Below are 19,374 nucleotides of genomic sequence, written 5' to 3'. Positions count from 1 at the left end.
ATAAGATATGTCGAAATATGACGATGCTTCTTGGCATTACGGCGGCGATTTCCCTGAAGGTCTAGTCGAGAAAAACGGAGCCACACACACGGGAATGTTTATCAACTGGTGTATTGATAAAGGGCTAGCATCAAAGGAACTGCTGGAGGATTCACAAGAGGAAATCGAGCAACTGAAGCATAGAAAAATCACCGGAGCAGAGTTTGTTATGGATGCAATGGACGGGAAATTTTCAGAATACGACCTGAATGCAATGGGAAATGCTTTTGCGGAAGATTATTATAAAGACGAGACAGATTTCGGCAACAAATTCAGTTCATTTGCCGATGATTATGTCAATCTTTTTGATGCTAAAGCTGAAGAAAATGATTATGAATACGAAACTTTTTATCATATTGAAGATACATACGAAAATTATGATCTTATGAAACAGATCATTGATTATCGTTTTGAGGAGTGGAAGGAATATAGAGGGGTAAATTAATACATCTTTTATATGAGAAGCGAAAGCATCAATCTTGTTGACGCTTCCGCTTCTCATTTTTGAATTAATTATGCTTTACCCAGATGAGTTCGTCGGTATTGTAACCTATTTTTTTTGCTTTTTCTAAAAATCTCTGTCTGATGCTTTCAGGAATTTCTTTAGTTCTGGAAAGAATCCAAAGGTATTTTAAGCTGTTTCCCATTACCAGAGCATATTGATAATTATCGTCAATATCGACTACATTATAGCCCGCCCAGATTGGTTTAAAAAATGAAACTTTAAGATGCGCTACCGATTTATCATCAACAAATCTTGCTTCACCAACAGATTGTTTCCATTCTTTTTTAATGTAATTATATCCTTTATTATCTACTTTTATCGTTCCGTCCGAATTTTTGGAATACGTAGCTGTTACGTTATCCATATTTTTTTCAAATTTATAATCGAAGCGGGCGATCTCATACCATTTTCCAAGATATTTGTCGGCATTGAAATTTTGTACGGCAGTTGCCCCTTTTGGAATTCCTACCGAACATGAACTTAAGATAAATAAACCTATCATTCCCAACGAAACGGGAATAACTATTTTGTAAATGGTTCTCATAATAAAAATATTTGTGTGGTATATAAGGCTTCAAAAATAATGCCTTTACAATAAACTTATATTGGATTTAGAATAAAAAATACCACAATGTTTAAAGATTTGAATTTTATATTAACTGAATATTAATTATGGTTTGCTTTTTGTTATCAACCTAAAATCTAAACCACAATAAAAATATTATAATATGATAACGATTATTCCAGAAGCTCCGGAAAATGTTGCGGCTTTCAATGCAACAGGAGAAGTGACCAAAGAAGATTTTGAAAACCTGGTAATTCCGAGGGTAAAACAGAAGGTGGATCAATTTAACGAACTAAATTATCTATTATATCTTGATACAGATCTGGATAATTTTACGATGGGAGCCTGGTTACAGGATGCGCTTGTAGGATTAAAAAATTTAACAAAGTGGAACAGAACTGCAATTGTTACAGACAAAGAAGGCGTACAGAACTTTACTGATATTTTCAGTGTTCTAATGCCCGGGGAATTTAAATCTTTTCCGAAAGGAAATCTTTACAACGCTTTATATTGGTGCAAAAACGGCAATGAAGTAGATGCGTAAGCACCCTATTCAACAATACAAAAAAAACTAAAGGCTGTCTCAATATTGAGACAGCCTGTTTTTATTTTTCGCAGGAAGCACATTCCGCAATCTGATCAGGTTTCACCTGCGACGCATAAAGATATTTGTATCTCATACTGATAATCAAGCCTATGAGGGTCATTACCACTCCGACTAATGGAGGATAATTGTATGCATATCCTTTCTCTAAAGGAATCCCACCAAGAAATGCGCCCATCGCATTGGCTATGTTAAAAGCAGCCTGCATAAAGGCAGCAGCCATCATTTCACTTTTTGGAGCGGCTTTCATCATCATAATATTGATAGGTGCAGCAACAGACATCGACAAAGCACCGCATATAAAAGTAAGCGTAAGCGATACATTGCGATACTCCGAAAGAAAAAATACGCCGATCAAAGAAATCATCATTAAAAACAATAATAAAGAACATGTTTTCTCAGGACTCAACCTGTCCGAAAGATAGCCTCCAACAAGGTTTCCTACAACCATTCCCGCTCCGGCAAGAATCATCACATAAGCCATATAGCTTTCTTTTATCCCCGAAATAATAGTCATAAGTGGAGTGATATAGCTAAACCAGGTAAATAAACCACCAAATCCAATTGCCGTAATCATCAATACAAACCATGCCTGTCTTCTTTTAAGAAATTTAATCTCTTCCATAAAGTGCGTTTCCTCATCAGACTTTAACGTAGGAAGCCAAAGCTTCAGAAACAGAAGAGCCGCCACACCTATCACCGAAACAATGGCAAAATACCATCTCCAGTGAAAAGTATGACCAATATAGGTAACCAAAGGAACCATGGCAAGATTGGCTATCGTAAGTCCTGTAAACATTAGTGAAATATTAAATGCTTCTTTTCCTTTCGTCGCCATTCTGGCAGCCACTACGGTTCCTACTCCAAAAAAAGCACCATGCGGAAGTCCGGACAGGAAACGAATAATCATCATCGTGGTATAGTCTGGTGCTATTGCAGATAAGGCATTAAACAAGGTAAAGATGACCATCAGTGCCATCAGTACTTTTTTCGGTGGAAACTTGACCGAATAGCCGATCAGTAAAGGAGCTCCCACCACAACTCCGAATGCGTAAGCCGAGATCAGATGTCCTGCTTCAGGAATGCTGATTTGTAAAGATTTTGCCATATCCGGAAGCAACCCCATAATGGTAAACTCTGTTGTCCCTATTCCCAGACCACCGATTGCCAGCGGAAGAATTTTTTTATCTATTTTCATTATCTTCTTTAGAAGTGCAAAATTCGGCAGAAATAATCATTTTTGCTTTAACCAAAATGATATAAACTTCTACTATATTAACCTATAAAGTCAAATTTAAACTAAGTATTAATTAAAAAAGAACATAATCTTAAAATCTGAAACATCATTAAATATAATATTTAATTACTTTAGGTGTTAAAAAAAAATCGCTCCGGAATGAAGCGATTTATATTTTAATGAATATGTTTTTCTGCGTGATAAGAACTTCGGACTAAAGGCGAACTTTCAACATGTCTGAAACCTAAACTTCTCGCAAAGTCTCCTAGCTCATCAAACTCTTCGGGAGTGATAAATCTTTTTACAGGAAGATGTTTTTTCGTTGGCTGTAAATACTGACCTAAAGTAATAACGTCTACATTTGCATTTCGGATGTCTTCAATAGTCTGGAAAACCTCATCTTTAGTTTCACCCAAACCAAGCATTACGCCGGTTTTCGTTCTTCTTTGTCCTGCTTCTTTCAGATATCGTAAAACTTCTAGGCTTCTTTCATATTTTGCCTGGATTCTCACTTCTCTCGTAAGACGTTTTACGGTTTCCATATTGTGGGAAATCACTTCTGGTGCTACATCAACCAATCTGTCGATATGTTTCGTAATTCCCTGAAAATCCGGAATTAATGTTTCCATTGTCGTTCCCGGGGAGATTCTTCTTACTGCATTTACGGTTTCCGCCCAAAGAATTGATCCCATATCTTTCAAATCATCACGGTCAACCGAGGTTAAAACAGCATGTTTGATTTTCATTAATTTTATCGAACGAGCTACTTTTTCAGGTTCATCCCAGTTTACATCAAGTGGTTTTCCTGTTTTTACCCCACAAAATCCACAGCTTCTGGTACAGATATTTCCCAAAATCATGAAAGTTGCCGTTCCTTCTCCCCAACATTCTCCCATATTCGGGCAGCTTCCACTCTGGCAGATTGTATTTAATTTATATTTATCAACCAAAGTTCGCAGTTCTCTGTAATTCTTACCGGTAGGAAGTTTTACACGGATCCATTTTGGTTTCTGAACAGTTGTATTTTGAATTAAATCCTCCATGTACATCTCAAATTGAGGGTCAAAGTTAGTGATTTTTTTATCGAAACAATCAAAGATCAGGATTGATGAAAGTTATAATCAGATTATTATTCAAATTTAATTATCATTAAATTCATTATTCTTAAGTAGCTCTGCCAAAACCTTTTTTGCCCGCATCACGCGAACTTTTGTATTGGCAACAGAAATTCCCAATTCTTCTGCAATTTCTTTAATACTTTTTTCTTCAAAGAATCGTAATCTGATAATATCCTGATAATTCACATCTAAAGACTCAATGATTTTAATAATCTTTTTCTGTTCTTCGTCTGAAATCATGAGTTCTTCGGGAGATTTAGCATATTGATTTTTTACTTCCTCTAGATTTTCGGTAGGGTCCTGGTTTTCACGGCTTTTTCTTCGCCAGAAATCAATGATCGTATTTTGGGCAATGGTAAGCACCCAGGTTTTAAATTGAAAATGAGGATCATACATATCCAGCTTTGACAAAACCTTAGAGAAAACATTCACCGTAATTTCGTCGGCATCATTTTCATCATGAACTTTTTTCATTACAAAAGAAAAAACATCAACCCAAAAGATGTTGATGAGCCTGGTCTGAGCTTTCTGGTCTTTTTCCTTTGCTTTAGCAATAAGCTGGAATAATTGTTCGTCGTTCATTATTAACAAATATAATCGTTTTCAGCTGAAAATACAATGAGCATGATATGAAATGAATTTTTATGTAAAGTTTGTATTACCGAATGAAGTTTAGCCCTGATCGCAGCATTTGTCTGAGCTCATTTTTTGGGTTTCGGGAGCGCGGCTTTGCCGCGCCCCCGAAACCCAAAAAATAGCGAGTGCGGAGAGCAGGAAATAGCTCCTGAAAAATAAATTAAAAGTTTCCATGAGTTATAAATGAAGATGTTCCTTTAGTCCTTATTTCCCTGAAATGATTATCTTTGCACATTAAATTTTAAAGTTAAAAATAATGAACTCTTTTATTGAAGAATTGAAATGGCGCGGTCTTTTTGCAGACATGATGCCCGGAACGGATGAACAACTGAATAAGGAAATGACAACGGCTTATATCGGTTTTGATCCTACCGCAGATTCTTTACATATCGGAAGTCTTATTCAGATAAAAATACTTGCTCATTTTCAGCAGCATGGTCATAAACCGATTGCATTAGTTGGCGGTGCCACAGGAATGATCGGTGATCCTTCAGGGAAGTCTGCGGAGAGAAATCTTCTGGATGAAGAAACGCTGCTTCATTATGTTGACTGCCTTAAAAATCAACTTTCAAGATTTCTTGATTTTTCAGGGAACGAGTCCAACAAAGCCGAGTTGGTAAATAATTACGACTGGATGAAAAATATTTCTTTCCTAGATTTTGCAAAAAACGTAGGAAAAAATATTACGGTGAATTATATGATGGCAAAAGATTCCGTGAAGAAGAGATTTTCAGGAGAATCCGGTGCTGAAGGAATGAGTTTTACGGAATTCACGTATCAGTTGATTCAGGGATATGATTTCCTGCATTTATATCAAAACAATAATGTAAAGCTTCAGATGGGAGGTTCTGACCAGTGGGGAAATATCACGACAGGTACGGAATTAATCCGCAGAAAAGCTCAGGGAGAAGCATTTGCATTAACTGTTCCTTTAATTACTAAAGCTGATGGCTCTAAATTCGGAAAATCAGAAAGCGGAGAAAACTACTGGCTCGATAAAAAGAAAACTTCACCTTACAAATTCTACCAATTCTGGTTGAACGCAACGGACGATGATGCCGAAAGATTCATTAAATTCTACACATTCTTAGGAAAAGAAGAAATTGAAACTTTAGTTGAAGAACATAAAACCGCTCCAAACGAAAGAAAACTTCAGAAAAAATTAGCGGAAGAAGTAACGGTTTGGGTTCATGGAAGAGAAGAATATGAAAAAGCTCTTAAAGCTTCTGAAATCCTTTTCGGACGTTCTACCGCTGAAGATATGGTAAGTCTGGATGAAGAAATTTTCCTTGAACTTTTCGATGGTGTTCCACAGAAAGAGATCGGAAAAGAGGATGCATTGGGAATAAATATTATTGATCTTCTTTCTGAAAAATCAGGATTTCTAAAGTCTAAGAGTGAAGCTTCCAGAGAGATCAAAGGAAATGCAATTTCCGTAAACAAACAGAAAGTAAATGATACTTTTACGGCTAATGAGAGTGATCTTATTGATGGTAAATTTTTATTGCTTCAAAAAGGAAAGAAAAATTATTTTATTGTAAAAGTAATTTAGGACTTCTTATTCATAAAGAAAATCGGCGCGGAATTTTCAATTCCGCGCCGATTTTTATAGCACATTTAGTCAATCAAATCCACTCCATAAAAAAGACCGCTAAAAGCGGCCTTTCTCTTATGTTTGAATAATTTTATTCTTATAATTCTAAGAAACTGTAGAAAGTGGAAACGTTTTGTTCTCCTGACCCGGTTACTTTATTCGTTTTGGCTAGCTCTCCGTCAACGTAGATATTTACAACCAATTCAGAATCTGAATATGGAAGAACTGCATTTGCAGCAAGATTTAACTGAGACTGACTTGAGTTGATAAACTGATCTCCTGATGTCCAAATTAATCCTGTTGGATCGAAAGTTGTCTCAGGACTTGTTCCTATCTGGGTGACAACAGCTTTAAAATTCACTGTTGGAGGTGTAGACGGTGCAGGAGTCGGACCATTCACGTTTATTTTTGCCTCGAACTGCACAATATGATCTGTGAATTCGTCTTCATTGTCATCCTTACAGGAGTTAAGAACAGAAATTACCGAAAATAATACGGCGAATAAAAAAGAAAGCCTAAGTAAACTTTTTGATTTGTAAAATTGCTTCATTTTTCCAAATAGATTTTTAATGTTTCAAATATAGGTTTTTTATCAATATAAAAATACGTTTTATGAAAAATTTCCAACGAAGATTTACAAATAATGCTAAATTAATAAATATTCAAAACTGTATTTTTACTCAAATTAAAAATGGTTGATGAAATAAGACAGATTGTCATCACATTTCAGATGGTCTCATTTTTATAGTATAAGTCATTATTAATTATCTTTGCTTCATGAATTTAGATTACATCGTAAGAGAACCCGAAAATATCACACCGCAAACCTCTATTTTATTTATGCTTCACGGATACGGAAGTAATGAGCAGGATCTTTTCAGCTTCAGGGAAACACTTCCTGAAGATTGGATCATTGTAAGTTTCCGGGCACCGAGATCGACTCAGTTTGAAGGATATTCCTGGTACGATATCGATTTCAACAATCCTGACCGTTTTGTGGATACCAAGCAGGCAAACGAATCATTAAACAGTGTTCTGGAAAGCATTCTTAAAATTATCAATCATTACGGAATCACAGAGGGGAAAACCCATCTTTGCGGTTTCAGCCAGGGAGGAATTCTTTGTTATGCGCTTGCCCTGAAATATCCTGAAATGTTCAATTTGGTAGCCTGCCTGAGCAGTTATCCCGAAGAAAAATTACTAACTGACATCGTAAAAGACAAGAAAAAGCTTGAAAAACTGCGCTTCTTCATTTCGCACGGTACTGATGATGCGGTAATTCCTCTGGAATGGGGAAGAAAAGCAGCGGATCTGCTCTATGACCTCAGCTGTTACTTCAGTTTCAGAGAATATATGAGCGGACACGGTGTAAACCAGAAAAACTATATGGATCTGATGGAATTCTTCTCAAAATAAGATTTGCAAAAATTCATATATTCCACTTATTCAATATAAAATAGATAAGCATTCTTACATTCGAGAGTGCTTTTTTCTTTTTGTAAAGATAAAATGATTAAATTCAGTAAATGAAACTGAATTATTTTTTCCTGGTATTTTTCTTTGGTATTCTTACGAACGCCCAAAATGCATTTGAAATTCAGGAAGGAAAAAAAACAGTGATTCCTTTTAAATTTATCAACAATTTAATATTTATTCCGGTAAACATCAACGGCGCGGACCTTACCTTTCTGCTGGATACAGGAGTTGCGGAGACCTCTATTTTCAGTCTTGAAAATAAAGAAGTACAGCTTACCAACATTGAAAAAATAAAATTTTCGGGTTTGGGTGGTGACAAAAGCATTGACGGTTTTCGGTCGGATGATAATATCGGGAAAATCGGAAAGAACTTCGTCAATAATTCTATGACCGTATTCATCATTATGGATCAGGATTTCAACATTTCTTCACATGTCGGAATTCCCGTTAACGGAATTATCGGGTATCATTTTTTTAAGAATCATCCTGTCTTTATCGACTATATTTCAAAAAAGATTACCATTTATAAGGATGAAAATCTATTCTGGAAAAAAATCAGGAATTTTAGTGAATTGGATATAAGCATTGAAAAAAGCAAACCTTACATCACTGCCGATGTAGAGATGATCAGGGAAAGAAAAAGCTCCAAACTTCTGATCGACCTCGGAAACAGCGACCCGATCTGGCTCTTTCCCAAACTTATCAAAGATTTTGTTTACAACCGTCCTAATATTGATGATTTTCTCGGAAGAGGTTTTAATGGTGATATTTATGGTAAGAGAAGCAGAATTCATAATTTTTATTTAGGCAATTTTAAGTTTGAAAAACCTCTTACCGCAATGCCTGATGAATATTCTATTCAGCATGTCAATCTTGTTGAAAACAGAAAAGGATCTTTAGGCGGAGACATTATGAGACGTTTTACGGTTGTTTTTGATTATCCTCATGAAAAAATATATTTAAGGAAAAACCGGAATTATAATGATCCCTTCCATTTTAATATGAGTGGCTTGGACTTCAGACAAGATGGCCTGGAATGGACAAAAGATCTGGTAAACCTTCCTGCCAAAAACCAAGGTAACCTGTCGGGAGGTGTTGAAGTTTTAAATAATAATCTGCAATATAATTTTACTTTAAAGCCTATATTTTCGATTGCCGGTGTCCGTAAAAATTCGCCGGGAGCAAAAGCGGGATTGCAGAAAGATGACCGGCTGATAAGCATTAACGGAAAGAAAACTGCCGATATGACCCTGCAGAAAATAATGGAACTCATGAAATCTGAAGAAGGAAAAACAATAGAGATGCTTATTGAAAGAAAAAACAGGCAAATGTCTTTACGCTTCACCCTCGAAGATCCAATACCTTATCAAGAATAATATGAATACAGAAGAAACAACACTTGACAAAATAAGAACCAGACCACGGTTCAAGATGTTTACCCATCTCACCAAAGAAGAGTATGCGGAAAATCTCAAAAAATATCTTGCAGCGCATAAAGATGAATTTTCAGGAAACATCAATAAAGAAGTGGCTACTATCTGTGTAGAAACAAAAGATGAAGGCTACTGGAAACCCAGACTTTCTTTACGGATAGAAACAGAAGACGATCAGATCGTAATACGTGGGGTTTTCGGCCCAAGTTCTGCGGTCTGGACATTTTTCATGTTTCTTTATTTTTCCTTTTCTATTTTGTGGATGGTATTTTTCTCTATGTTTTATGTAGAAAAGCAGATTAAAAGCAAGGAGTTTCCCTGGGCGCTGAATGCTTCTTTTGCCATGATTATATGCATTTTAGTTACCTATGCCGCGGCAAGATTCGGGCAACATAAAGCTAAAGACGAAATGATGAAGCTAAGAAGATTTGCCGAGGAATCTACTTTACAATTTGAAAAGATTAATTAGATTGATTGAATATTCGTAATCGCTAAAAAATCAGAGATGTTAAGAAATTATTATGAAGCAACTTCCTGCCATCTACAAAAAGCTGCGCAGGTTTTAGGGGAAAGGTGCTTAGGTTTTGATCAAAAGGTGCGCAGGTTTTGGGTAAAACCTGCGCACTTTTTATTGCACTTCAAAGCATCAGTTTTCTGATAGCGGAAATATTTATATAATAATTAAAACTTATTTAAGGTTCAACTGTTCTTGTAGTCTGTGGCATTTGTTCAATCACTGCTTTTGCTGCTTTGATGGAATCTACTACCTTCTCTCTGTTGTCCTGTTCTTTCAGGATTTTCTCGATATTCGGTTCAATCATTTTGGTCATTTCGTCAACAGAAATATTGTTGGAATTTGGGTCATTGAGTAATTTTCTCCAAGGTTTGCGTTTGCCCCACGGATAATCTCCATACACCAGGACAGGCGTTCCTTTTGCTTTGGTAGTGGCTCCTCCCGGATTCAGAACCCATGTATCTGCATAGCTGTAGAGCCATTTTGCATCGTTCAACAGTAATCTTAAACAAGAATGCGATGCAGGATATCCCGGAAGATCATACTGATGCCATCCGATACCATCAAGGTTGAAAATATTAAAATTATAAGGTAACTTCCATTCGCTGCTTACGGTGGAAATAGCAAGCTTCTTTTTCCAGTTGGCGAAAGTAAGGCCGGTTTTTGTTTTGGCAGACTTTTTCCCCATGCTCGTCGGACCCCATTTTACCAGGCTTCCATTGGAATAAACCCCATAAGCCTGAATAGGATATGAGAATACAACAAACTTTTTAACAGGACTCAATACATCCAGCTGCATCGGAAACGGAGAATATTCCATTAAAGTGGTGTCGATTTTGGCAGGAACTACCAAGGTATCGGCATTCCATTTATTCTTAGAATCAAGCCTGTTCAACGCGAGAATTGCATAGCGCTCTTTCTCTGTAAATTTCTTATTGAATGAAGCGAAAAGAGAATCTCTAACTTTTTTATCTTTAGGAAAAATGTAAGCATTATAGAAACCATACTCCTGAACTGCCGGTGGTAACGATTCTTTCTGTATTACAGAATCTTTTTTTACTATTGAAGAATCTTTTTCTTCAGAATTTTCCGCAACGGCTGATGTAGTATCATTGGTCTTATCGTTAATTTTCTCAATATCTTTTTTACAGGAAACGAGTAATGAAGCGATAAATAATGTGTAGAGAAATGATTTTTTTACAGATATGTTTTTCATAAATAAAATTACCGAAATAGTTTTGCTACTCAGTACAAATATCAGACCTAAATCTGAATAATAAAAGCACAAGCATAAAATACCGTAAAAAAACGGAGACTGCCTGAGAAAGGACATTAAAAATGGTTCTGCAACTGAAGTTTATTAATGAAATTTAAGAATTAACATTTATTTCATCCAAAGTATTAGTTGTTCGGCTCAGTTCCAAAAGATAGTTTATAAAACAATGATGTTGTAAAATATTAGATTTTGAGTATTTGTTTCTTGAATTCTATACTAAAGTCACATTTCATTGACTGTTAACGGAATCTGCTCTGTTAACAATTTCCCATGAAATATTTTGATATTATTTCTCTTTAAAGAATCTATATCCATTGGACTTAAAGACTTTTTAATCTTAATACTATGGCTGTTTAAACTTTTATATGACCTCAAAAGTTGCAAAAGACGAGCTTAAATTTTATTTAAAGTTGATAATTACAAATGAAAAAGATTACAATAGCTTAAAAAATCTTCGATTTTTATTCTTTTAAAAACTTTAAATATACAATCATTTCATTGTGATTATCTTTTGCAACTTTTGCGGTTAATGCTGAAATTAGTTTAAACAAGTTTACTATCAAAATTTAATAGCGAATAAAATAAACACTTTCTTATTCATATCATTTAAAATTCTCACCTCAAAAAATTCTCATTCAGCCATTTAAGTTTATTATAACTTTTAAGGAATTTAGCTTTGAGTTCAAGGTTCTTTTCTTTTGCCTCCAAAAGTTTATTTTCTCTCGAATTGATCAGAAATAATGAACTTTCCCCATTGCTGAATCTCATTTCTTCTGCATTCAGAAGTCTTTGATAATTATTCAGATTCTTCGTAGAAATATCAATCTGTGTGAAATAATTATTCACTTCATTTTTATAGGTTTCAATTTTTGTGCTCAGTTCACGAATTTTAAGCTGAGAATCCTGCTGGTTTTGAGAAATTTTCAGCTTGGCAATTTCATAATCTGCTCTTGCCTGTCTCTGAAATATTGGAATTTCCAGCTTTAGTCCGTACTGAAAATTATTATCAAACAAAGGAAGAAAATCGGCACGGTAATTCTCTTTATTGAAAAAATTATACGTGAAATCTAATTTTGGAAGAAAACTTTGCCATTTCAGCCTTCTTTCGCTTTCCAGTATATTCTGTTTCTGAAAATAATATTCCTGTGAAGCATGATTCTGAAGCTGTTTAGATTCTAAATTCTGCACCAGAAATTCATAATCGGTATATGCGGAATGCTCCTCAAGACCCGAAGACGGGAAAATAAGCTTTCCAATTTCATAAAACTCCTGATTTTGTTTCCAAAAATACATCTGAAGTTCCTGAGTGCTTTTTACAAAATTCAAATAAGCGTCTCTTTCCTGAAGCTCAAAACTCTGCAATTGAGATGAAGCTTCCACCGTATCAATTGCCGGTCTTTCTCCGAATTCATACGTTTTTTTGGTAAGATTAAGCCTTTTTCGGTTAATTTCAACCGCAGATTTCTGTAATTTGTAGATTTCATAATTTTTCACCCATTCCCAATACGTATTTTCAGCATCCAGAAGAAGGTTGTTGGTGAGAACGGTCTGTTCGGCTTCCGTCATTTTCAATCCGAATTTTGCCTGATCTAGCATTGCTCTTCTCTTGTCATACAGTAGATTTTTTGCCAGAGGAATTGTGATCCCGAATTGATACAAGCCTCCTTTTGTATCGCTGTTATTAATTTTTTCTCCATCCAAATAATTATAACTTCCGGTAAGGTCGATTCCGTACCAGGTCGGAATTCCAAGCTCTACATTTTTCTGTTCGTAATATTGTGTTCCGTCAATATTTTTCTCGCCAAGTTTTCCGGCAATGACCGGATCAAAATTACCTCTTGCTTTGGTAATCTCTGCTTTGGCGATTTTATTCTGAAGTTGATATTTGAAAGACAGCGGGTGATAATTCTTCACAATATTCAGAAATTCCTGATGAGAAAGTTTCAGAGAATCCTGCGCAAAAGAAAATTGAATACACAACAGAATGAGAAGCGCTGAAATTTTATTTTTTAGACTTTTCATCTTTTGCAGATTTTTCGTTTTTCACTTCATAATAATCCGGTGGAAATCCGTTGATATTTCGCCATAATTCATACCAGACAGGAACGTCATTCAAAATAGCAATGCCCTGTACACCTGTTCCCATTTTGATTTTCGGTGGCCATTGTTTTTCATTTTTATCCTGAATCACCAAAGCTTTGAACATTCCGTTAGCACTGATATTATTTTCTACAGCAATTACTTTACCTGCAAAAGTTCCGTAGCTTGAGTTGGGCCATCCTGAGAAAACAATCGCCGGAAAACCATCAAAAATACACATCACACGTTGTCCCTCTTTTATCAAAGGCAGGTCTACAGGTTTGATATAAATTTCAACAGCATAATCTACTTTTTCAGGTACAATTACACCAATACTTTCACCATCCTTAAGAATCTCCCCTATTCCGGCTTTGTTGATCTGCACTAACTGTCCGTCCTGCGAAGCAATCACAAAATACAATCCTTGTCTGGCTCTGTAATTGGCCACCTGATTTTCGAGCTTTGCAATATCGCCGTCACTTCCTTCAATTTGCCCCATACTTTGAAAACGATCACCTTCGGTTTTACTCAGTTTTTCATTATAATCCTGGATGGTAGTGCTTTGTTCGATACCCACATTTACAATTTCCTGACGGGTTTGCGCCAGTTTATTTTCGGTTGCCGTTTTTTTTGCCAGCGCGTTCTGATAAGAGATACTTCTTTGCTGGAATTGTGTGAGTGATACCAGACCTTCATCATACATTTTTCTCTGTCTTTCGTATTGATCTGATGTCATTCTAAGTTCGTTTTTCGCCGCTTCCAGTTCGGCCTCCTCTCCTGCCAATTTATTGTTTAGCTGACTGATTTTTACTTTAAGCTGGTTTAATTTTAAATCTCTCGCAGAATTCAAAGCCTGGATCTGGCTGTTGGTAGTTCCTACTTTGGCTTCGTAATAATCTCTCACACCTTTTTTAGCTTCCACTTGTATTTCCGTTCTCTTTACCAAAAGCGGATCCAGATAATCTTCTTTTACCTCAGAGAGCTGAAGCAAAGTATCGCCTTTTTTTACATAATCTCCATTTTTCACATACCATTTGATAATTCTTCCCGGAATCGGGGAATTCAGTTGTTGCGGACGCTGTTCCTGATAGAGCGTACTTACATTTCCTGTAACTTTTATATTTTGTGTCCAGGGCAAAAATAAAACGATAATACCTCCGATAAATATAAAGAGAAACCATCTTTTTACTCTTGATTTTTTATTGATGAGATATATTTTATCTAAAGATTTCAGTTTCATTTTTTAATTTTTATTAAATAAATTCTTAACAGTTCCTTCTTCCAGATGAAGATGCTGATCTGCATTACTGATAAGCATCTGGTCTTGTGATACGATAATAACTGTAGTCGTTTGTTTACGTCGTATGAGATATGATGTCATTTTAGTTTTAAAGTCATCATCCATTCCGTCAAGCGGGTCGTCAAGAATCAATAATCTTCTTCCACCTGCCAAAGCTCTCAAAAGAAGAATTTTCTTTTTCGAACTCAATGATATTTCCGTATCTGTTTCGCTGATTTCAGTAAAAAACCCGTTGCTGAACTGGCTTGAGAAGTTTTCAATGCCTATCTCTTCTGCAATATCCAGAATCTGTTCTGCAGATGTTTCATTGTGGCCAAGAATAATGTTTTCATATACTGTTCCTTTGATGATGGTCATATCCTCCAGATACATTCCTATCTGGTTCCTAAGTGATATTTTATCAATATTTTTCAGTGGAATTTTATCAAAAAGAATACTTCCGGAGGTGGGTTCATAAAAGCCGGTCATCATATTGATAAGTAAAGATTTGCCTGAACCTAATTGCCCTGATATAATAGTTAACGTATTTTCAGAAATATTAAAATTTACATCTTCAAGAATTTTCTGGTAGTCGTTGAAGGTGAAATTTACGTCCTTAAACTTGATATCAAAACCACTTTTCTGTTCTTCAAAAGTAAGGGTGCCCGTATTTTCTTCCGGAAGTTCTGTTACTTTATGAAGTTTTGCCAATGCTGCAATAACGTCATAATAACTTTCAAGGCTGATAATCAGTTTTTCCACAGCCATCATAATGCTGAGAACTACGATTTCAGTAGCGATAAATGCCCCTATATTAAGCTGCTGATTCACTAAAAGGTAAGTTCCGATAACAAGCATTAACAACGTAATTATTACTTTAAAAGCAATGATGGTTTTATACTGAAAAATCAAAACGCGAAAATGAGATGTTCGATGGTCAAGATAATCAACCACCCTTTCATCTGTTCCTTTGAGGTGAATTTCGGTTTGGGAATTAAGTTTAAAAGTCTTGATGGATGCCGCAATGTCTTCCAGCCAGGAAGCTACTTCATATTTTTTGTCACTTTCTTCGATGCTTGATTTAATTCCACTCTCCATTGTAAATCTGAAGATAATAACCACGCAAATGATAACGAGCGCACCAAAAACCAAAAACAGCGGATGATAAAATGAAAGCAACAGGATGCCAAAAAAAATCTGAATTAATGCAGTGGGAATTTCAAGTAAAATTTTTGATATCCCTTTTTGAAGACTTTGCGTATCAAAAAACCGATTAACCAACTCTGGCAGATAGTATTTCCTAGTTTCAGAAAGATTAATTTTAGGAAGTTTTTCTGAAAATGCTATGGAGAATTCAACAAATATCTTTTGTTGGATCTTTTCTATAATCTGCATTACCTTGAGCCTAAAATAACCTACCAGCCATGTACCCAAAACAACGAATGCGATGAGGATATAGATAGAAGTAGCCATAGTGGCTCCCATTACAAAACTCACAATGGATTGTATCCCGAGCGGAACAGTCAGTTGCACCAAACCATTAAGTATGGCATAAAAATAAACATTGGTAACATCTTTTTTTTCTTTTGTAATATATTTAAAAAGATTATAACCATATTTTTTAGAAGAGATTTCCATTTGTGTATTTTTATTTTATCAGAGTAAAAGTGATGAAACGCAAATAATCCAAAACATATTTTTTGTGTCCTTTTCTTTCTACATCATTATCTGTAAGCCTTGGCAGGTGCTCACTAAAAAAATGCTGATTATGAGAGGTTTCCAGTAAAGTACTTGCAAAAGATTTAGGATAAGGGAAATCAGGCTTTGCCTGTATAATGATTTCACCTATAAAATTACACAGGCTTTTTAATGGACTGAAAACCATCTCTTTGTTGATTTCATCAACATCCTTTACAAGATATGATTTGCTACTTTCAGAAATAACGATATCATGAAGCTTTCGCAAATCATAATCTTCAATATTATTTTCGTAGTCCTCATGATGTGTGATAATGTTCAACAGCTTTTCTATTTTATCTTTTGGCTCGTTTATTTCCGATAATCGAAACTTTGAGATAAATTCAAGATATGACCAGTACCAGTTCAAAATATAGGTAAGCAACTTGTGTTTGGAAGAGAAATAACGATAAATTGTTGCTTCTGTAGAACCTATCTTCAGAGCAAGTTTTCTAAATGTAAAATTTTCAAAGCCCATTTCATGAATTAATTCTATAGAATTCTTCACGATGGCTTTTCCTATTTCGCTATTTTCAGGATCTTTAAGGTAAAGATGCTCGTTGACTTTAAATTTTAATTGAAATTCCATTACTATTAATACTACTTTTATCAATAGCAATATTTATACCATTTATAGTAAAATTATTTTTAATAATAGTATTACTATCAAATTTATTCTTTTACCTTCCTGCAAGTTTTCTTACCATTCCTTTAAAAATGATTCCATGAAACGGCAGGACAGAATACCAATACAGTCTTCCCGTCAATCCATGTGGTCTGAAAACTGCTTTTTGCCAGAGCTTTCCTTTATAAACCTTAAACATCAACCAAGCTTCTCCCGGAAGTTTCATTTCTGCGAATAGAATGAGCTTTCCCTCTTCTTTATCGGCATACAGAACGCGCCAAAAATCCAGCGCATCGCCTTCATGTAGATTATCAGGATGTGTTCGTCCACGTCTCAAACCTGGTCCGCCAACCAGTAAATCCAGAAAGCCACGAATTTTCCAGAGATTTTGCCCATACCAGCCGTTAGCTCCCCCTAACGAAAAAACTCTATTGACACACTGTTCACGGTCATCATATTCAGCTGTCCGCAAATCTGTAAAACAACCATGTTTAGGCACATCAAGATAATCTTTCAGACTTGAATCGCTTCTGCTGCTGACAAAACTATCTTTCCAACTGGAAATAATTTCATTATCCTGAATTTTTGCTAAAGTTCTTCTTAAAGCCGTATCATAAGAAAATGGTTTGACTCCGGTAATTTGTTTGATTTCAGAAAGACTTTCGGGTCTGCAGACGACTTCGATTTTCATACTTCCAACCAAAGCAGAAGCAAGATTGTAAGACGTAGAAGTGATAAAATACAGCCAATATGAAGACAGCTTCGGAGTCATTACGGGAACAGTGAAAATTTTTCTTTTCAATCCTCTTATTTTAGCAAATTCTAAAAGCATTTGTTTATACGTCAACACATCATCACAACCAATGTCAAAATTTTTATGATAAGCTTTTTCTTTAAAGAGGGTAAAAATCAGAAAATCCAGAACGTTGGCAATTCCTATAGGCTGACATTTGGTGTGAAGCCATTTTGGAGCGATCATTACCGGTAATTTCTCTACCAAATCCCTGATAATTTCAAAAGAAGCGCTTCCAGAACCAATAATAATTCCCGCTCTTAAAACCGTTGCCGGAACTTTACATGTCATCAGAATTTTTTCGACTTCAAATCTTGAATTCAGATGTTTAGAAAGCTCTTTTTCATTTGCCAAACCGGAAAGATAAATGATGTGTTTACAGTCGGTCGTCTCAATATAATTAGAGAAATTAATCGCACATTGTCTTTCAATTTCTGCATAATCCTTGCTGTTGCTCATTGAATGCATCAGATAGTACGCTCCGCAAATATCTTTCGGAATATTTCCCAGTGTTTCAGGTTTCAGAAAATCTACTTCTACCACTTCAATCTGCGCGTCGTCTACATCTACACTTTTGGAAAAGCGGCTTTTATCTCTGCAACAGCAGATAACCTGATAGCCCTGAGCTGCAATTACATTAATCATTCGTTTCCCAATATATCCGGTAGCTCCGGTAAGTAGAATTTTTCTCATAAAATTTGGTTTGGTAATTAAGCTTTTTCAGTTATAGAGAAAATTATACCTTTTTCCGGAGATGTCCAAAATAATCTTTCTTTTTTGTCAGATAACTTTCGTTCACTTCACTCGATTCCATTTTACAGAGTAATTTGTTTATTGAGTTTGAATTGGCTGTTTTTAGGAGATTTAAACTATCCGAATTGTTTCTACCAGATTAGTTTACTGATATTAAAAAATTTTAGCACTATAAAAGCAACATCAAAATTCATCCATCAGCAGTCAGACCAGATTAGGCGTGGATAAGATTTTGAGTTTAATTTTTTAATCTATGGGATAAACAGGAAGGAATAAAAAAACGCTTTAAAACATACATTTTAAAGCGTTTTGTACTATTTTGATGTAATAGTTGCGATCCGGACGGGACTCGAACCCGCGACCTCCGCCGTGACAGGGCGGCATTCTAACCAGCTGAACTACCGGATCAATTTTTTAAAGAAATTGATAAAACTTCTGCGATCCGGACGGGACTCGAACCCGCGACCTCCGCCGTGACAGGGCGGCATTCTAACCAGCTGAACTACCGGATCAATTTTTTAAAGAAATTGATAAAACTTCTGCGATCCGGACGGGACTCGAACCCGCGACCTCCGCCGTGACAGGGCGGCATTCTAACCAGCTGAACTACCGGATCATTTTTTATAAAGAGCTTGTTTCTTTTTTGTGATGGCAAAAGTACGACTTTTTTCCTTACGTGCAAATTATTTTCCAAAAAAAAGCCTCCCAAAATTGGAAGGCATTCATTATCAAACTTATTATTTTATAAGTGAGCACTTAGTTTTTCAGCGATCACATGTTTTGGAGTTACTCCAACTAATTTATCAACAACCTCACCGTTCTTAAAGATAAGGACTGTAGGAATATTTCTGATACCATACTGCATTGAAATATCCTGATTGTTGTCTACATCTACTTTTCCTACTACTGCTTTCCCTTCAAAATCTGTTGCCACCTCTTCGATGATTGGTCCCAATGTTCTGCAAGGTCCACACCATACTGCCCAAAAATCTACTAATACCGGCTTATCTGATTTTAAAACCGTTTCCTGAAATGAGCTGTCTGTAATTTCTAAAGCCATTTTTTGTTTTTTTATTTAAATTAATATTATATTCTTATCTCCATGAATAGA

The 19,374-nt window shown here is 35.6% G+C and carries 18 protein-coding genes and 3 tRNA genes; 6 read left to right on the top strand and 15 right to left on the bottom strand.

Annotated features, from left to right (window positions below; all coding sequences use genetic code 11):
- The first annotated feature begins 7 nt into the window (after positions 1–7).
- Entirely contained in the window at positions 8–484 is a 477-nt protein-coding gene (locus tag BLR30_RS08785; protein ID WP_089857261.1) for a DUF7832 domain-containing protein, read from the top strand.
- Positions 485–548: 64 nt separating this feature from the next.
- Here BLR30_RS08785 and BLR30_RS08780 read toward each other — a convergent pair whose 3' ends face one another.
- Complete coding sequence (locus BLR30_RS08780; RefSeq protein WP_089857259.1) at positions 549–1,088, bottom strand: lipocalin family protein; 540 nt, start codon at positions 1,086–1,088, stop codon at positions 549–551.
- A 184-nt stretch (positions 1,089–1,272) separates the two neighbouring features.
- On the opposite strand from BLR30_RS08780, the gene BLR30_RS08775 reads away from it, so the two are divergent.
- Positions 1,273–1,653, top strand: coding sequence for a SpoIIAA family protein (locus tag BLR30_RS08775; protein WP_089857256.1), 381 nt, complete (start codon positions 1,273–1,275; stop codon positions 1,651–1,653).
- A 61-nt stretch (positions 1,654–1,714) separates the two neighbouring features.
- Here the strand turns inward: BLR30_RS08775 and BLR30_RS08770 are convergent, their stop codons facing one another.
- From BLR30_RS08770 to BLR30_RS08760, 3 genes are all read right to left on the bottom strand, one after another.
- On the bottom strand, positions 1,715–2,911 hold the full coding sequence (locus BLR30_RS08770; RefSeq protein ID WP_175443632.1) for an MFS transporter: 1,197 nt from the start codon (positions 2,909–2,911) through the stop codon (positions 1,715–1,717).
- A gap of 215 nt (positions 2,912–3,126) precedes the next feature.
- Positions 3,127–3,993: a lipoyl synthase gene (lipA, locus tag BLR30_RS08765; protein ID WP_089857254.1), complete on the bottom strand. Its 867-nt coding sequence runs from the start codon at positions 3,991–3,993 to the stop codon at positions 3,127–3,129.
- Positions 3,994–4,089: 96 nt separating this feature from the next.
- Positions 4,090–4,650, bottom strand: coding sequence for an RNA polymerase sigma factor (locus BLR30_RS08760; protein ID WP_089857252.1), 561 nt, complete (start codon positions 4,648–4,650; stop codon positions 4,090–4,092).
- Between the two features lie 310 nt (positions 4,651–4,960).
- Here BLR30_RS08760 and tyrS point away from each other — a divergent pair, with 310 nt between their 5' ends.
- Positions 4,961–6,256, top strand: coding sequence for a tyrosine--tRNA ligase (gene tyrS, locus BLR30_RS08755; protein WP_089857249.1), 1,296 nt, complete (start codon positions 4,961–4,963; stop codon positions 6,254–6,256).
- 139 nt (positions 6,257–6,395) lie between these two features.
- Here the strand turns inward: tyrS and BLR30_RS08750 are convergent, their stop codons facing one another.
- Positions 6,396–6,848, bottom strand: a complete 453-nt coding sequence (locus BLR30_RS08750; RefSeq protein ID WP_089857247.1) for a hypothetical protein — start codon at positions 6,846–6,848, stop codon at positions 6,396–6,398.
- 227 nt (positions 6,849–7,075) lie between these two features.
- Between BLR30_RS08750 and BLR30_RS08745 the strand changes: the two genes are divergently transcribed.
- From BLR30_RS08745 to BLR30_RS08735, 3 genes are all read left to right on the top strand, one after another.
- Positions 7,076–7,714, top strand: coding sequence for an alpha/beta hydrolase (locus BLR30_RS08745; RefSeq protein ID WP_089857245.1), 639 nt, complete (start codon positions 7,076–7,078; stop codon positions 7,712–7,714).
- A gap of 110 nt (positions 7,715–7,824) precedes the next feature.
- A complete protein-coding gene (locus tag BLR30_RS08740) occupies positions 7,825–9,150 on the top strand; it encodes a PDZ domain-containing protein (RefSeq protein ID WP_089857244.1) in 1,326 nt (441 codons plus the stop codon).
- A gap of 1 nt (position 9,151) precedes the next feature.
- On the top strand, positions 9,152–9,676 hold the full coding sequence (locus BLR30_RS08735; RefSeq protein WP_089857242.1) for a hypothetical protein: 525 nt from the start codon (positions 9,152–9,154) through the stop codon (positions 9,674–9,676).
- A gap of 223 nt (positions 9,677–9,899) precedes the next feature.
- On the opposite strand, the gene BLR30_RS08730 is transcribed toward BLR30_RS08735, so the two are convergent.
- The 10 genes from BLR30_RS08730 to trxA form a co-directional block, all read right to left on the bottom strand.
- Positions 9,900–10,937: a L,D-transpeptidase gene (locus tag BLR30_RS08730; RefSeq protein WP_089857240.1), complete on the bottom strand. Its 1,038-nt coding sequence runs from the start codon at positions 10,935–10,937 to the stop codon at positions 9,900–9,902.
- Positions 10,938–11,612: 675 nt separating this feature from the next.
- A complete protein-coding gene (locus BLR30_RS08725; protein ID WP_089857238.1) occupies positions 11,613–13,019 on the bottom strand; it encodes a TolC family protein in 1,407 nt (468 codons plus the stop codon).
- Positions 13,000–14,316, bottom strand: coding sequence for an HlyD family secretion protein (locus BLR30_RS08720; protein ID WP_089857235.1), 1,317 nt, complete (start codon positions 14,314–14,316; stop codon positions 13,000–13,002). Before BLR30_RS08720 ends, BLR30_RS08725 begins: the two co-directional genes overlap by 20 nt.
- 3 nt (positions 14,317–14,319) lie before the next feature.
- Entirely contained in the window at positions 14,320–15,993 is a 1,674-nt protein-coding gene (locus BLR30_RS08715) for a peptidase domain-containing ABC transporter (protein WP_089857233.1), read from the bottom strand.
- A gap of 10 nt (positions 15,994–16,003) precedes the next feature.
- Entirely contained in the window at positions 16,004–16,681 is a 678-nt protein-coding gene (locus tag BLR30_RS08710) for a TetR/AcrR family transcriptional regulator (protein WP_089857231.1), read from the bottom strand.
- A 91-nt stretch (positions 16,682–16,772) separates the two neighbouring features.
- Positions 16,773–18,203 (bottom strand): SDR family oxidoreductase, encoded by a 1,431-nt coding sequence (locus BLR30_RS08705; RefSeq protein WP_089857229.1) that lies wholly within the window; start codon positions 18,201–18,203, stop codon positions 16,773–16,775.
- Between the two features lie 394 nt (positions 18,204–18,597).
- Positions 18,598–18,671 (bottom strand) — tRNA-Asp (locus tag BLR30_RS08700).
- Positions 18,672–18,701: 30 nt separating this feature from the next.
- Positions 18,702–18,775 (bottom strand) — tRNA-Asp (locus tag BLR30_RS08695).
- A 30-nt stretch (positions 18,776–18,805) separates the two neighbouring features.
- A tRNA-Asp gene (locus BLR30_RS08690) sits at positions 18,806–18,879 on the bottom strand.
- Positions 18,880–19,005: 126 nt separating this feature from the next.
- Entirely contained in the window at positions 19,006–19,323 is a 318-nt protein-coding gene (gene trxA, locus BLR30_RS08685) for a thioredoxin (protein WP_042721093.1), read from the bottom strand.
- Positions 19,324–19,374: the final 51 nt, after the last annotated feature.

The organism is Chryseobacterium taeanense (assembly GCF_900099685.1).
In the GTDB taxonomy this organism is placed as follows: domain Bacteria; phylum Bacteroidota; class Bacteroidia; order Flavobacteriales; family Weeksellaceae; genus Chryseobacterium; species Chryseobacterium taeanense.
This window is presented reverse-complemented; position numbering and strand designations above follow the sequence as displayed.

Coding starts and splice junctions, on each gene's coding strand:
- BLR30_RS08785 (WP_089857261.1), top strand. CDS start 8: ATGTCGAAATATGACGATGCTTCTTGGCATTACGGCGGCGATTTCCCT.
- BLR30_RS08780 (WP_089857259.1), bottom strand. CDS start 1,088: ATGAGAACCATTTACAAAATAGTTATTCCCGTTTCGTTGGGAATGATA.
- BLR30_RS08775 (WP_089857256.1), top strand. CDS start 1,273: ATGATAACGATTATTCCAGAAGCTCCGGAAAATGTTGCGGCTTTCAAT.
- BLR30_RS08770 (WP_175443632.1), bottom strand. CDS start 2,911: ATGAAAATAGATAAAAAAATTCTTCCGCTGGCAATCGGTGGTCTGGGA.
- lipA (WP_089857254.1), bottom strand. CDS start 3,993: ATGGAGGATTTAATTCAAAATACAACTGTTCAGAAACCAAAATGGATC.
- BLR30_RS08760 (WP_089857252.1), bottom strand. CDS start 4,650: ATGAACGACGAACAATTATTCCAGCTTATTGCTAAAGCAAAGGAAAAA.
- tyrS (WP_089857249.1), top strand. CDS start 4,961: ATGAACTCTTTTATTGAAGAATTGAAATGGCGCGGTCTTTTTGCAGAC.
- BLR30_RS08750 (WP_089857247.1), bottom strand. CDS start 6,848: ATGAAGCAATTTTACAAATCAAAAAGTTTACTTAGGCTTTCTTTTTTA.
- BLR30_RS08745 (WP_089857245.1), top strand. CDS start 7,076: ATGAATTTAGATTACATCGTAAGAGAACCCGAAAATATCACACCGCAA.
- BLR30_RS08740 (WP_089857244.1), top strand. CDS start 7,825: ATGAAACTGAATTATTTTTTCCTGGTATTTTTCTTTGGTATTCTTACG.
- BLR30_RS08735 (WP_089857242.1), top strand. CDS start 9,152: ATGAATACAGAAGAAACAACACTTGACAAAATAAGAACCAGACCACGG.
- BLR30_RS08730 (WP_089857240.1), bottom strand. CDS start 10,937: ATGAAAAACATATCTGTAAAAAAATCATTTCTCTACACATTATTTATC.
- BLR30_RS08725 (WP_089857238.1), bottom strand. CDS start 13,019: ATGAAAAGTCTAAAAAATAAAATTTCAGCGCTTCTCATTCTGTTGTGT.
- BLR30_RS08720 (WP_089857235.1), bottom strand. CDS start 14,316: ATGAAACTGAAATCTTTAGATAAAATATATCTCATCAATAAAAAATCA.
- BLR30_RS08715 (WP_089857233.1), bottom strand. CDS start 15,993: ATGGAAATCTCTTCTAAAAAATATGGTTATAATCTTTTTAAATATATT.
- BLR30_RS08710 (WP_089857231.1), bottom strand. CDS start 16,681: ATGGAATTTCAATTAAAATTTAAAGTCAACGAGCATCTTTACCTTAAA.
- BLR30_RS08705 (WP_089857229.1), bottom strand. CDS start 18,203: ATGAGAAAAATTCTACTTACCGGAGCTACCGGATATATTGGGAAACGA.
- trxA (WP_042721093.1), bottom strand. CDS start 19,323: ATGGCTTTAGAAATTACAGACAGCTCATTTCAGGAAACGGTTTTAAAA.